Origin of the sequence: Staphylococcus sp. GDX8P114P-2 (genome assembly GCF_017892945.1) — a bacterium.
GTDB classification, from domain to species: Bacteria; Bacillota; Bacilli; order Staphylococcales; family Staphylococcaceae; genus Staphylococcus; species Staphylococcus arlettae.
In genome coordinates this window covers 28,259-42,348 of record NZ_JAESMB010000014.1, presented here as the reverse complement: position 1 = coordinate 42,348, position 14,090 = coordinate 28,259, and the positions used below count along the sequence as shown (strand labels likewise).

At 35.3% G+C, this 14,090-nt stretch carries 12 protein-coding genes and 1 riboswitch; of the genes, 6 read left to right on the top strand and 6 right to left on the bottom strand.

Annotated elements, in window-relative coordinates; genetic code table 11:
* Positions 1-57: 57 nt before the first annotated feature.
* The gene (gene allC, locus KA845_RS07530) at positions 58-1,290 is read right to left on the bottom strand and encodes an allantoate deiminase (protein ID WP_002510708.1); all 1,233 of its coding nucleotides are present in this window, start codon (positions 1,288-1,290) and stop codon (positions 58-60) included.
* Positions 1,291-1,458: 168 nt separating this feature from the next.
* On the opposite strand from allC, the gene KA845_RS07525 reads away from it, so the two are divergent.
* Together KA845_RS07525 and KA845_RS07520 are read left to right on the top strand one after the other, a co-directional pair.
* Positions 1,459-2,277, top strand: coding sequence for an alpha/beta hydrolase fold domain-containing protein (locus KA845_RS07525; protein WP_210127909.1), 819 nt, complete (start codon positions 1,459-1,461; stop codon positions 2,275-2,277).
* 18 nt (positions 2,278-2,295) lie between these two features.
* Positions 2,296-3,543, top strand: a complete 1,248-nt coding sequence (locus KA845_RS07520) for a Zn-dependent hydrolase (protein WP_210127907.1) — start codon at positions 2,296-2,298, stop codon at positions 3,541-3,543.
* A 96-nt stretch (positions 3,544-3,639) separates the two neighbouring features.
* Here the strand turns inward: KA845_RS07520 and allB are convergent, their stop codons facing one another.
* Positions 3,640-5,001, bottom strand: a complete 1,362-nt coding sequence (allB, locus tag KA845_RS07515; protein WP_103388266.1) for an allantoinase AllB — start codon at positions 4,999-5,001, stop codon at positions 3,640-3,642.
* On the bottom strand, positions 4,991-6,481 hold the full coding sequence (gene allW, locus KA845_RS07510; RefSeq protein WP_210127905.1) for an allantoin permease: 1,491 nt from the start codon (positions 6,479-6,481) through the stop codon (positions 4,991-4,993). The genes allB and allW overlap by 11 nt, the downstream gene beginning before the upstream one ends.
* Before the next feature lie 423 nt (positions 6,482-6,904).
* Here allW and KA845_RS07505 point away from each other — a divergent pair, with 423 nt between their 5' ends.
* On the top strand, positions 6,905-8,524 hold the full coding sequence (locus KA845_RS07505) for a PucR family transcriptional regulator (protein WP_103388267.1): 1,620 nt from the start codon (positions 6,905-6,907) through the stop codon (positions 8,522-8,524).
* A gap of 232 nt (positions 8,525-8,756) precedes the next feature.
* On the opposite strand, the gene KA845_RS07500 is transcribed toward KA845_RS07505, so the two are convergent.
* From KA845_RS07500 to KA845_RS07490, 3 genes are all read right to left on the bottom strand, one after another.
* A complete protein-coding gene (locus tag KA845_RS07500; protein ID WP_103388268.1) occupies positions 8,757-9,284 on the bottom strand; it encodes a DUF4064 domain-containing protein in 528 nt (175 codons plus the stop codon).
* Between the two features lie 229 nt (positions 9,285-9,513).
* Positions 9,514-9,864, bottom strand: a complete 351-nt coding sequence (locus tag KA845_RS07495; protein ID WP_002510715.1) for a DUF4064 domain-containing protein — start codon at positions 9,862-9,864, stop codon at positions 9,514-9,516.
* A gap of 24 nt (positions 9,865-9,888) precedes the next feature.
* Positions 9,889-10,884, bottom strand: a complete 996-nt coding sequence (locus KA845_RS07490) for a DUF4352 domain-containing protein (protein ID WP_210127903.1) — start codon at positions 10,882-10,884, stop codon at positions 9,889-9,891.
* 296 nt (positions 10,885-11,180) lie between these two features.
* Between KA845_RS07490 and KA845_RS07485 the strand changes: the two genes are divergently transcribed.
* The 3 genes from KA845_RS07485 (at position 11,181) to KA845_RS07475 (ending at position 13,822) form a co-directional block, all read left to right on the top strand.
* Entirely contained in the window at positions 11,181-11,396 is a 216-nt protein-coding gene (locus tag KA845_RS07485) for a hypothetical protein (protein WP_103388269.1), read from the top strand.
* 128 nt (positions 11,397-11,524) lie between these two features.
* A riboswitch (TPP riboswitch) is annotated at positions 11,525-11,625 on the top strand.
* Positions 11,626-11,731: 106 nt separating this feature from the next.
* Complete coding sequence (locus KA845_RS07480) at positions 11,732-12,484, top strand: 3-oxoacyl-ACP reductase (protein WP_103388270.1); 753 nt, start codon at positions 11,732-11,734, stop codon at positions 12,482-12,484.
* 30 nt (positions 12,485-12,514) lie between these two features.
* Positions 12,515-13,822: an LLM class flavin-dependent oxidoreductase gene (locus KA845_RS07475; protein WP_210127901.1), complete on the top strand. Its 1,308-nt coding sequence runs from the start codon at positions 12,515-12,517 to the stop codon at positions 13,820-13,822.
* The last annotated feature ends 268 nt before the right edge of the window (positions 13,823-14,090 follow it).

Sequence of the window (14,090 nt, the reverse complement as noted above, 5' to 3'; positions counted from 1 at the left end):
TATTATTGTTGCATTAAAAATTTGTGTATTAGTAGCTCAAACTCATGCGCTAACTAATTATTCTTCGTAAGCCAGTTTATATAAAACGTGTTTTAACACTTCTACACCTTTGATTAAATCTTCAATACGTGTCTCTTCTTCAACATTATGACTGATACCATTAATCGATGGCACAAACATCATAGCTGTTGGTACATATTTGGCAAAGATTTGTGAATCGTGACCTGCACCTGAAGGCATTGTTTTATAGTCTGTTTCGCCTACAACATGTGTTGCAGCATCACCGATTGTTTGCACTAACTTATCATCCATAAGTGTTGGTGCTTCGTCCATCCATAAGTCGATGTCAAAGTTGACGCCTTCTTGTTGTGCAACATCGCTAATACATTTTTCTATTTCTTCTGCAAATGCATTTAATGCATCTTGGTCGATATGACGACAATCAATCGAGAATGTAACTTCACCAGGGACAACGTTAACAGTATTCGGTACTGGGTCTACACGTCCAAATGTTAGTACTAATGGATCGCCAATTTCTCTTACTCTGTCTGTGAGTTGGCTAGCAATTTTACTAAATGCTACGACAGCATCATTACGTAACCCCATAGGCGTAGTTCCAGCATGATTAGCCTCACCTTTTAAGTTCACCGTATAACGCTTTTGACCTACGATGCCATTAACTACACCGATAGATTTTTCTTCTGTTTCAAGCACTTTACCTTGTTCAATGTGCACCTCAACAAATGCTTTAATATGGTCGTAGATGTTGTCTGTTGAACGGAAATCAAAACCACATTGACGCATTGCATCTACAAAACCGACGTCATTACCATCTTTAATTGTTTCGACGTCAGCATTATTAGCTAAGTTGAAAAAGTTTTTACTTCCCCAAAAAGCGTATGGGAATCTGCTACCCTCTTCTTCTGCAAGTGCTAAAAGCTCTAATGAACGTAACGGTTGACCATACTCTGCTTTCAACGCTTGCATTGCTGTCAATGCAGCAAGAACGCCATATTGCCCATCAAGATGTCCACCTTCTACTACAGTATCAATATGAGAACCTGACATGATTGTTTCTTCAGGGTACTTACTTCCAACCAATTTCCCTTTTAAGTTCCCAATACTATCGAATTCTGCTTCGAATCCGTCTTGCTCTAATGTTTCTTTTAATGCTTGTACAGCATTTGACCATTCAGTTGAATATAGGAGACGTGTAATTCCGCCGCCTTCTAAACCACCAAATGCAGTAAATTTTTTATCTAAAGCTTCAAAATAGGATTTGATATCCATCAAATTCAACTCCCTTTCTATTGCATATTCTATTATAAGCGTTTACATTTTAGTTATCATTCACATAATTAACAATAATAGATCCTAGTTTTATTCGAATTACACAAATACTTAGAAAATTTAATTTGAGATAATAAATTTAACAAAATCTATTTAGGAGGACTTGTTGTGTATCATCAATATATCACTACAAAAGATAACTTTGAATTACCTATCACTATCATAGAAGCAACAGGCTCACAAGCTAAAGGTGTCGTCGTCTATTACCACGGTGGCGGATTAATCTTTGGACAACCCAATGATTTACCCCAAGCTTATCAAGACCTAATTACAACTGACTATCATCTCGTTATGTTGTCTTATCGCTTAGCACCAGAAAGTAATATCGATACGATTATTGCTGATGCGCTTGCTGGTCTAGACTTTGTAGCACAACTGTATCCTGAATTACCTCTAATACTTTTTGGGCGCTCTGCTGGTGCCTACCTTGCATTACAAGTTGCAAGTCAACGTCAAGTCGCTGGTATAATGGACTTTTATGGTTACAGTCGAGTCCATGTACCTAGTTTCTTAAGACCACATCCAACCTATCAAACACTATCAACTCAAGTGTCAGCTGATATGTTGCAGCAACTAATACAAGATTCACATTTAGTAACTGGACCTATGCAAGCACGTTATCCTATTTATCTACATGCACGTGGTGCAGCTCAATGGCTTAACTATTTAGGAATTCAAACCTCTACAGATAGTGCCTATAATTTAGCACCAAAGCAATTGCAACAATTGCCACCAACATTTATTGTGCATTGTTCTGGTGATCCTGATGTACCAATAAGTGAAAGTGATTATCTCGCGCAGCATATCCCAGTAACACAAGTTAAACGATTAGCATTAGATGAGCATGATTTCGATCGCACTGTGAATGATTACAATATTGCAATTTATCAAGAATGTTTGGATTTTTTAGCTACTTTAACTAATTAAACAAAGAGGTGATGTGTCATGGATATACAAAATGTCATGGCAAACTTTAAAGGATTTAATGATTTCGGCCGTAATCCCGTAAATGGAGGGATTAATCGTTTAGCATTTACACATCAAGAACGTCTTGCTGCTTTAAAGTTTTCGATGCTATGTCAAAAAGCTGGACTTGATGTCTATTTTGATTTCTTTGGTAATGTTATTGCACGACGCGAAGGGCGTTACCCTGAATTACAACCAGTCATTGTTGGCTCTCACATTGACACCGTGACAGACGGTGGTCAGTATGACGGACTACTTGGAGTTATCGCTGCACTAGAAATGGTAGAGCATCTCAACCAGCATCAAATCGAAACAGATCATCCTATTGTTATTATTGCATTTGCTTGTGAAGAATCTACTCGTTTTAATGAAGCTACTTTAGGCAGTAAATATTTAACCGGTAAAATGACAAGGGATGATATGAAAGATATCCAAGACAATGACGGTAATATTCTATATGATATCGTTCAACCACTTGCTCAAGATATGCACGGTAAAGCTGCATTATTTGAACGTAATAACATTAAAGCCTTTTTAGAATTGCATATTGAACAAGGACCCATTTTAGAAAACAAAGAGAAAGATATCGGCATCGTCACTCATGTAGCAGCACCACATCGTTTCAAACTTACGCTTCATGGTGTCACAAGCCATTCTGGTTCCACTCCTATGCCGATGCGTTCAGACGCATTAACAGCTGCGGCAGAAATCATTTTACAAATCGAAGCCATTGGCAACATGTATCACAATCAAGGCATCGTCACAACTGTCGGTTATGCTAATGTCTATCCTAATTCTATGAATGCTATACCTGGTGAAGTATCATTGCTTATTGATATACGAGGGAAAGAAGTAGCTATACGTGAAAAAGTAGTAACTAAAATCCAACAACAAATTACTGCCATCTGTGATAATCGTAATATCACTTATGACCTTAATGATTTAGGTCAGGATCAACCAGGTACCTTTAACAGCACTATTGGTGCTATTTCCGAAAAACATTGTGAAACATTACGATATAGTTATCGTTATATGTATAGCGGTGCTGGGCATGATGCGATGAATTTTGTTGATATTTGCCCTACTAGCATGCTCTTCATTCTATGTAAGGCAGGTATTAGTCACTCACCAGATGAATCTGTCACTACAGAACAAATTGCTAAAGGGATTGATGTTTTAATCGCAACCACGATTGACTTAGCACAAGCAGACACAGTGCTCACTTAACTATGGAACAGTAGTTCTAATTCAACTTATTATAAACAGACAAAAAAGCTTTCTATGATGTAACTCATAGAAAGCTTTTTTACTTTATCTTAGATCCTAAATAAAGCGACCAATTTTGTTATCTGAAATGCCATTCTCTTTGCTATAAATTTCTTGTCCTCTTAAAATTGTTCTTGTTACTTGCGCACCAATTTCACGGCCAATATAAGGACTCATTTTATTACGATAAGCTAAATCTTCAGCTTGTAATGTATAAGCGTCATTTTGTTTAATAAATACGAAGTCAGCATCTTTACCTAGAGCAATACTACCTTTGTCAGTTAAACCGAAGCGTTTCGCTGGTGCAGTAGCAATAATGTCTGCAAATTTTTCTAATGACATATTTCGTTTTTGCACACCTTCATCAAATAATACATCTACGTTGTTTTGTAATCCTGCAATACCGCCCCATGCTTCGAAAGCATTTGTTGTATCTTTTAAATCAGGCGTACATGGAGAGTGGTCTGATGTTACAAAGCCAATGTCCCCATTAAATACGCGTTCCCACATACCTTCTAAGCGTGATTGTTCACGAATTGGTGGAGAACATTTAACAACTGGACCAATGGCATCTAATTCTTCTTTGTAGAAGTATAAGTAGTGTGTACATGTTTCACATGTAATATCGACACCTTCTTGTTGTGCTTTGACAATTTCATCTACGCCTTCTTCACAAGCAACATGTACGATATGTACACGACAACCAGTTTCTTTAGCAAATAAAATAATTTTACGGATAGGTTCTACTTCAGTAAATACTGGACGGCTATCTACATAAGCACTCAATGAAGTTTCACCACTTGCTTTAGCAATTTCACCTAAACGATCTGTAATTGTAGCATTTTCAGAGTGAATAGATAAAATTTTGCCTGTTTTCGCAATTTGTTTCATACCTTCGTATAATGAATAATCATCAACGTTTTCAAAATCACCTTCGATTGAACGGTCTCCACAAGTAGCTAAGAAGGCTTTATATGCAACAACACCCGCTTCATCTAATTCTTGGATACCACCGTTTAAGTTATATGGTACTAAACCGCCATAACTTGCAACGTCCACAGATAATTCATCTTTACCTGCATCAAATTTTTCATCAATTGACGCTTTATCTGTTGTAGCTGGAACTTGGTTTAAAGGCATTTCTACAAATGAAGTTACGCCTCCTTTTGCAGCTGCACGTGTACCAGTATCATAGCCTTCCCAGCCATCACGATAACCTCCACCTGGTTCAGTAATATGCACATGCGCGTCAACCATACCTGGAGAAACAATTTGATTTTCAGCATCTATAATTTGAGTAGCTTCGCCTAAATCTTGTCCGATGGCTGCTATTTTTCCGTCTTTCACACCAACTTCAACGTTTTGAGCACCATCTTCTAAAATGACTACACCGTTTTTAATTAATAAATCATACTTCATGATACTTCACTCCTTTTTTATTTTTAGGAAAATTCTTTAATGCAAAATGCAATACAATATACACAATGCTAGCGATGATAAATCCAATAAACCATGAGAAATCTGAAATCACTGTAAAGCCAGGTAAGAAACCAAGCAGTGAAATTGCTACACCGACAATCGTTGCAATATATGCTGAAATATTAAAACGCTTTATTTTTATGTTTTTATCATAAAGGTCAAAATACAACGCATCGATATCGATCTGGCAACGTTTGACGATAAAGAAATGGACAATCATCACACCAGCAACTGGTCCTAGTATCGCTCCGATTGCATTCAAGAATAGGAAGATACTATCTTCTTCTTCCATTAACTTCCATGGCATTATCAACACACTTGCCACAGAAGCAATTATTACTCCGCGCTTGTAATTCACCAATTTTGGCATTAGTGCACTCAATTGATAAGCAGCTGGAATAATATTACTTGTCGCATTGGTAGAAATAGTTGTCATTAATAGTGCACCCGTTGAAATCAAAATTGCCCAGAAGTTATCCCATTCATTAATAATAACTAGGATATTCCATTCTTGGTGTCCTAAATAAATCGAACCACCTATAATAATAAACACACTCGCTACGGCAAATAAAATATGTGCGACTACAATACCTGAAATTTGCCCAACGACTTGTGCTTTAGTCGATTTCGCATTTTGTGTGAAATCAGCAACACTTGAACCTGGTCCTGCCCAAACACCCAATAATGAGTTAAAAATTAGGAAGAACGATAAAATAGCTGGATAAATAATGCCTGTTTCTTTAGTCGCAATATCATAGTCCATAATATTGTTCCAACCGCCAGCTACCATAAAGCCCCATATTGCCATACCGCCAAAGACGATATATATTAATGGGTTTAATACTGCAGTGAATTTATTTAAAATATCTCCACCGCCGAAACCGATTACAAAACTAATCGCCCAAAAAATCAAGAAAGCAATTAATCCTGGAATTGAAATACCGAGAATTTGTGCACCGTTACCAATATCACTAAATCCCGGAATCATTTTATTTAACAAAATAAGTAGTGCTTGTGACCCAGCAAAAGTTTGTAAACCAAACCAGCCGATACCAGCAATAACACCACGTAAAATACCTGGTAATTTCGCACCATACTCGCCGTATGTTTCACGTAATTGCATCGCAAATGGTATGCCATATTTTGAACCAGCATAGCCATTAACCACGAGTAATAATGCAATAATAAATGAACTGAATATTAAAGCAAACATCACCTGAAGTGGTGATAGTCCAATTAATAAGAACCCTCCAACAGCGGTATAGTTAGGTATATTATGTACTGCTCCCATCCATAACGTGAAGAAGTTAAAAGCAGAGTTATTTCTTTGATCAGCCATTTTCGGCATAATATCCTTGTTGTAGCCACGACGTTCGAAAAACGCTTTATCGTAGCGCTCTTGGTTCCCCTGTCTTTCCATTAGCTATATCTCCTTTGCTTTAGCAAGCTATTGACTATATAATCTTTATCTATTAGTTTATTACGATTGTAAGCGTTTTTCTTTGTCCGCTTTGACATTTCTTTCAAAGAAAATTATGTATTTCGAACAAAACAGGTGTAAAATTCATTTTATATAGCATGATTTTTTATCAGTTCTCACAAATATGGTATATAAATTATTTCATGATTAAAATTAATAGTGGAATATTGCAACATTAAAGTATATAACTAATAGAGAGGTTTTATTAGACAAAGTCACAAATTATATTCGTAAAATATTTCTACGTTAAATCGCTGTTATAACATACAACTTTAGATTTAAGTGGAATTCTTATACTGACAATTACATGCGTTTGCGCTAATTTATTGTTAAAATTACACAAGTTAACAGGGAGGGCTAGTAATGACTACATTAGAAGAAATTTTAACAGTCCCACAGTTTGAAGGGCTTAAGTTAATTAATCATAAAGGCGACTTATCTTCAGAAGTAACAACGTTGGATATTACAGAGAACGATGATATTAAAAATTTTACATCAGCACATACCTTTATTCTTACAACAGGCGTACTGTTTCAAGAAAGCCAAGAAGGTTTAAAACAATTAATCAAAGACTTACACGATATACGTACGGCTGGACTAGGTATCAAAATATCACGCTTTTTACATCAAATTGACCAAGATGTAATCGATTATGCGAATAGTTTAGAGTTCCCTTTGATAGAAATACCTGAAAATTGGAATTTAGGAGATATCACACATCATATATCTGCTTACGTGTCCGACTCTGAAACGGGCAAATTAAATTACGCTTTAAATATTCAACAAGAGCTCAATCAACTCATTATGAAAGGTTTTAGTGTTTCTACAATGATTGAACGCATGAGTAAATTATTAGGTGTACCGATTATTTTATTTGATCCATTTAAAAAACCAGAAGCACAAAGTCATCATTATCAACAAAATAAAGCATTAGCCGATGAGCACATTGCGTATTTCCAAAACCATCATCAAGAAGCAGAACGTTATGAAAAAGACAAACAAACTTTTGAAAGTGAAAATCATGTTATTTTCAAAGTGCTTAGCTATACTTATTTTCCATACTATCTAATGGTGTCAGAAGTGAATAAATTATCATATCCTTTCAGTTTACTGACGATCGAACAAGTCGTTAGCGTCCTAGGATTTGCAATTTATAAAAATATTAAAATTGATGAAGCTGCACAAAATGATATTAATCGCTTTTTCGAATCATTGGTTAACAATCAAGGTGATCAAACACTATCAATTAAAAAACATTCAGAGTTATTAAAGCAATATTATATTTACCACTCAGATTATTATCAAATTATTATCGGTGATCTGGATGCCCAAGATACGCTACAAAACAGTCATTATTTGAATGAACGTCATCAACTTACTTATTACTGGCTAAAAAATGAATTTGCATTGCTAGATCCTGCCATTAGTGTTTATAAATTACTCAGTAGTAATCGCTTTGCGATATTATTACAAAATAAAAATGATCATTATATGGATGATTTGCAACACATTCAACAAAAATATAACACTTACTTTGATGGCACCCTATCCTTTGGTATTGGTAATGAAGTAATTGAATTCACGCAACTAGCTTCTTCGTTCTTTGAAGCTAATGAAGCTTATGAAAGTTCGGTGCAGGAAGGTCAAAAATCGTTTATTACATTTTATCAATCTAAAAATATCAATGAATTATTACAAATGATTCCACAGGAAAAACTTTTACCATTCACTAAACATATTTTAGGAAAATTGTATCAACCAAAAACTAAAAAGGATTCTGAACTTAAACAGACATTGAAAGTATATATGGATAACCAGTGTGACATTACCAAAACAGCTGAAAAAATCTACATTCATCGTAATACGGTAAAATATCGAATCAACAAATGTACTAATATTATCGGGTCTGAAATTGAAGAGCCAATGAACTCACTTAATATACGTATTGCTTTATATGTATCCGAGTCTATAACTTTTGATTAATAATAAGAAACCAAAACATAAATAACCTTAGGTGATTGTACACCTAAGGTTTATTTATATTTATTCGTGAATTTTATTAAATAGCAGTGCTTTGTGCCGACTCCTGCGGGAAAAGCACTAGTCGCAGACTACAGGCTAAGGCAGTGCCAACAGAAAGCGTGCACAATAAACTAGGAGTGAATCCGAAATCTAATATGATTTAAAAGGTTCCATCATCCACGCTCTTTTGTGCTTAATATTTATATGGATCGTCACTCTTACGTTGCTCTACCTCATCTAAACTTTTCATTGATTGATGTTCACGCTCATTATGCTCAGTTGAACTATCATTATAGCTGTCACCCGTGCGTTCAGATCTTAAATCATTACCAAATGTTTTGGGTTCCGGCTTTCTAACCAATAGCATAATACCAGCAATAATCCACAGAATCGCACTAATCCAGTTAAGAATTAACGAGATAATACCAAAAACGAGTAACAAAATTCCAGCTAATTTATTACTTTTACCAATTTTAATGGAACCAATAATTGTTCCAATTAAAACAATCAAACCAATTGCCAAACCTACACCCATGATGACTAAAAAGATAGTGGCAGATTCACTTGCTTCACTTGGAGTAAGGGATGGATCTGCACGTAATTCTTCTTCAAAACCAGCTGAACCCATGAATAGCAATATACCGCCCCACATCAAGACTCCCAGTAGCTGTATGCCAACACCAATCCACGCTAAGATACGTTCCCCAGTACGACTTATCATCTTTTAAAACCCCTTTCTAAATTATTAAACTTTCAATAAAGTTGTATTGTAATATTTATTTTCATGTTACTATATTGTGCTTTGCATGAATAGTGTTATGTAGTAATTTGCATACACTTAATAAATAAAAAATCAGACTGGAACAATCTTTTTGTTCCAGTCTGATTTTCTTAATATTACTGGGGAATATAAATCAAATCTTTTAAAAGATAACTAAGTTTGCGTTTTGTTATTTTCTAATCAACGCCAGAATACCTGCTACTAATATTAAGATACCTGACAAAATACCAAACATACTAATAAAAACAAAGTTTAGAATACCGCCAATAACAAGTAGTACTCCCATAACCACACGATTTTTGTTTATAATACAACTAAGGATTAATGTAATAAAACATGTAATGATAACTGCTACGCCTAAACCCATTATAGAGCCACTATCTTCAGCTTCAAAAGCAGTTCCGATACTACTGAGTAGCATAGCAAAAATACCACCAAAAATACCAAATATACTTCCAATAATACCTAATGTCGTTTCTGCAACTCGTCCTGTTGCTTTATTAACTTTAAATTCGCTCATTACAACACCTCATTTTGATTTTATTTATTCTTCGCTTAAATCCTCTTCTAACTCTTTATCAATTTTTTCCATTTCAGCCTCATATTCCGCTTCTTCACGTTTCATTTCTTCTTCAAATGCCTTGTCTTCAGCTTCCATTCGTTCTTCCTCAGCCTTTTCCTCTTCCTCCAGCTGCTTCATTTCCTCTTCGTATTCTTTTTCATCTTCTTCTGCTTGTTCATCATACAAAGCTGAAATTCTGTCTTCCAATTGTGTATATTCAATCTCTATAACATCACGGTTTACATGGTCCATTTTTTCGCCATCTGTTAGACTATTATATTCATCTACTAAGTCATTATATTCTTCAGCAGTAAAGGTAATTTCATCACTAGATTCTTCTTCAACAGAAGCTTCTTCTTCCGATTCTTCAACGTCTTCGTTTACTGAATCATCATTAGTGGATTGCTCATTTGATACATTAGTTTGGTTACTGTCAGAATTCTCTTCATTTTTAATATCGGATTTTTTAATCTGCCATTTTGCTTTAACATTATCAAATTTAGGACTTGCTTCCATCTCTAAAGTATACTGTTCACTATCTGGAACATCGTAAGTAATATAACCTGAACCCGTATTCCCTTTATTTAGTTGGTGTGAAAAACCATCATGAATATCATCAGTTCCAAACCATTGTTCATAATTTTCATTATCTACTTTCATAGTAAAATCAGTTGAGTCCATTAAAACTTGATCTTCATTATTATTTTTAAATTTTAAATGCACCTTTAGTGCCTTACCATTTTCTGGCGCACTATATTCGTCAAAATCATTGACATATTCAATCTTAGTTACTTTTACATCTACACCATCTGCATCAATAATTTGTCCAATTTTAAATGTTTTCATTTTACTTGTGGCTTGAGCTTTACTTGATGATTTTTCATTAGACTTTTCTTCTTTTTCACTTTCTTGGCCACTAGTTCCACATCCAGCTAAAACAAATACAACGACAATCATGAAACACAATATTTTTTTCAACTAGTCATTTCCCTCTCTTTTTGTATATTGTACAACTATAAAAAATACTAATTTGTATATCATACATTTTATAATATTTTTAACTAAAAGCAATAGGTTTTTTTCAGAATTTTCCTTTTTTTGTATTTAATTAGGTTTTTCAATACATAAACAAACTAATTTCTGATTTTGTCTATATTTGATACATAAATCCAGATATTACTATTTGAAAGATACTGCGGTGTACTTAACTAACTTATGATTGACTTCTAGTTATATAGGGAACAATATAATTACAGTATTAAGGAGGAGATAAGATGCCAAAAGTAAATGATCGTATGCATAAAGATTTAGTAGATAAAGAGTCACGTATTGAAGCTAGTGTAAGTTCTGAAAAAGAAATAGAATTAAATGCTTTTGAACGCTTAGGCAAAGATGTCGTCATTATTGAAGTATTAGCTATTATGAATATTATTTTTGCTGTTTGTACTGTTGGTCTTATCGGTGCTTTAATCTATAGTAATCAAAAATAATACAAATTTACATTTTATATACAAAAGCGATGGTGTTATAACCATCGCTTTGCGCTTATTCTTGCTTATCTATTATCAAACCAAACTTGACTTTACAATGTGAAATCGTTACATTGAAGATAATTAAATACACGCACTAGGGGTGTTGAAAGACTGAGATGAGCTGTAGCTCAAACCCTTTGAACCTGATCTAGTTGATACTAGCGTAGGAAAGTGTGAATCAACACATGTATGATATCGAGGGGTTCGTTCACCCTATTATATATTTGATTTTACTTACACAACTTTCCTATGGGGAGTTGTGTATTTTTTTATTCAAAAAGGAGTGAACACGTATGACAACAACAGTACTTATTACAGGTAGTAGTCGAGGTTTAGGTGCAACGATTGCACAGACCCTTGCTACACAAGGCTTTCAAGTCATCATTAATTATCATAAAAGTAAAGAAGCAGCATTGGACTTAGTAAAAAGCATTGGCTCCACGCAGGCAATAGCTATACAGGCTGATGTCACACAACGTGATCAAGTCGATCACTTAGTTGCTACTGCAACAGATCATTTCGGTCAAATTGATGTAGTCGTCAATAACGCATTAGTTGGCTTTAAATTTGATCCCAACGCACAAAAAGCTTTTACTGAATTATCTTGGTCAGATTACCAACAACAAATAGACGGTACTTTAAAAGCCGCTTTCAATACTACACAAAGTGTAGCCCCTCAATTTATCAATCGGCGCCATGGGGCAATTATTAATATTGGAACGAATCTTTTTCAAAATCCAGTCGTGCCATACCATGAATACACGACGGCTAAAGCAGGATTAATTGGTTTCACCCGTAATATTGCTGCCGAATTAGGCCAATATGGTATACGTGCCAACGTAGTGTCCGGCGGTTTATTGAAAACAACGGATGCCAGTGCTGCCACTTCTGATGAAGTGTTTGATTTAATTAAACAAACTACCCCACTCAAAAGTGTCACATCTCCTCAAGACGTCGCACATATGGTGGCCTTTTTGGCAAGTGAACATGCAACTGGCATCACAGGTCAAAACTATACTGTCGACGGCGGTCTAACAATGAATTAATCTATTCTATAACAACTGAGGTGTAAGTAAATGACACAACCACACACAAAACAACTTAATATTGGCGTCTTACTGTATGCTTGTGGCCATCATCAAGCTGCTTGGTTACAACCAGATTCTAGTATTGAGCGTATTGGAAATATTAACTATTATCAATCATTAGCACAAATCGCTGAACGCGGTTTGTTTGATGCAGTCTTTTTTGCTGATAATCAATCTTTCCCAGCTCAATCTGCAAGTGATATGCCAGCATTTTGGTTTGATCCGTTGATCAATTTGGCGGCTATCGCACAAGTAACACAACATATCGGTCTTGTTTCTACAATTTCTAGTACTTTTGCTAATCCTTTTACCGCAGCCCGACAACTATTAAGTTTAGACCACTTATCAGGCGGTCGTGTAGGCTGGAATCTAGTAACTTCTATGACTGATAATGAAGCACAAAATCATAGTTTGTCACAATTACCTAGCCATGACGCACGTTATGCCAAAGCACGAGAATTTGCGGAAGTGATGAACCACTTATTAAATTCTTGGAACCCTTCTAATTTTATTCATCAACGTGAACAACATGCACTTATTGAACCAGAACACATACAATCCTTTAATTATCGTGGGGATTATTTTAATGTGACTGGGCCATCAACTACACCCAGCAGTATACAAGGCGATCTTGTAGCAATGCAGGCAGGCGCTTCTGAACCAGGTGTAACATTAGCTGCCGATTTTGCAGATGCGGTTTATGCTGTAGCTTGGAATATGGAGCAAGCACAAAAATATATTCAACGTTTACATGAAAAAATAGCTCATAGTTCACAACCGACAAGAACAATCAAAGTGTTTCCAGGTTTAGTCACTTATGTAGGTGAAACATATGAAGCTGCACTTGCAAAGAAACAAGCTTTAGATGACTTACTCCCTATTGAGACTGCACTCAGCCAACTGAGTAGTTTTATTCGGCAAGATTGTTCTGACTGGGAACTGGATGCGCCAGTACCCCCGCTGCCACCGGTAGAAGATTTTACTGGTCCAGTTGGGCGTTATGAAACCATACTTCAAATCATTCAAGATAAACAACCTACCGTCAGAGAACTTTTAGGCTACTTAAACGCAGGTGGCGGTCACTTGACTTTAATTGGCACACCGTCAATTATTGTCGATGAAATGGAGCGTTGGTTTGAGGCTGGCGTTGCAGATGGCTTTAATTTAATGCCACCAACATTACCTAATAGTTTGGACGATTTCGTAACGTTAGTCGTACCTGAATTACAACGTAGAGGTTTATATCGTACTACTTATACAGGACATACTTTTCGTGAACACCTCAATTTATCTTAGTTATCCGTTTCATGTTCACATAATAGTGAGCTTTATCACTCGTGACAAAGTATTTTTATAACATCGTATCATATTAACATATGTAAATTTTATTACTTAACTTCTTATCTATAACTTCTTATCTTTCTCAAACTAACATATTGAATAATTTCCCTTTTTTGTTAGAATATAGTATGGATTGTTTTGTCGTAGAACTAATGAAAAACGACATATAAACTTAACTTATCACTGAAAGATTAGCTAGTGCTTGCACTGACTATTTCAGTCT

Coding starts and splice junctions, on each gene's coding strand:
- allC (WP_002510708.1), bottom strand. CDS start 1,290: ATGGATATCAAATCCTATTTTGAAGCTTTAGATAAAAAATTTACTGCA.
- KA845_RS07520 (WP_210127907.1), top strand. CDS start 2,296: ATGGATATACAAAATGTCATGGCAAACTTTAAAGGATTTAATGATTTC.
- allB (WP_103388266.1), bottom strand. CDS start 5,001: ATGAAGTATGATTTATTAATTAAAAACGGTGTAGTCATTTTAGAAGAT.
- allW (WP_210127905.1), bottom strand. CDS start 6,481: ATGGAAAGACAGGGGAACCAAGAGCGCTACGATAAAGCGTTTTTCGAA.
- KA845_RS07505 (WP_103388267.1), top strand. CDS start 6,905: ATGACTACATTAGAAGAAATTTTAACAGTCCCACAGTTTGAAGGGCTT.
- KA845_RS07500 (WP_103388268.1), bottom strand. CDS start 9,284: ATGATAAGTCGTACTGGGGAACGTATCTTAGCGTGGATTGGTGTTGGC.
- KA845_RS07495 (WP_002510715.1), bottom strand. CDS start 9,864: ATGAGCGAATTTAAAGTTAATAAAGCAACAGGACGAGTTGCAGAAACG.
- KA845_RS07485 (WP_103388269.1), top strand. CDS start 11,181: ATGCCAAAAGTAAATGATCGTATGCATAAAGATTTAGTAGATAAAGAG.
- KA845_RS07480 (WP_103388270.1), top strand. CDS start 11,732: ATGACAACAACAGTACTTATTACAGGTAGTAGTCGAGGTTTAGGTGCA.
- KA845_RS07475 (WP_210127901.1), top strand. CDS start 12,515: ATGACACAACCACACACAAAACAACTTAATATTGGCGTCTTACTGTAT.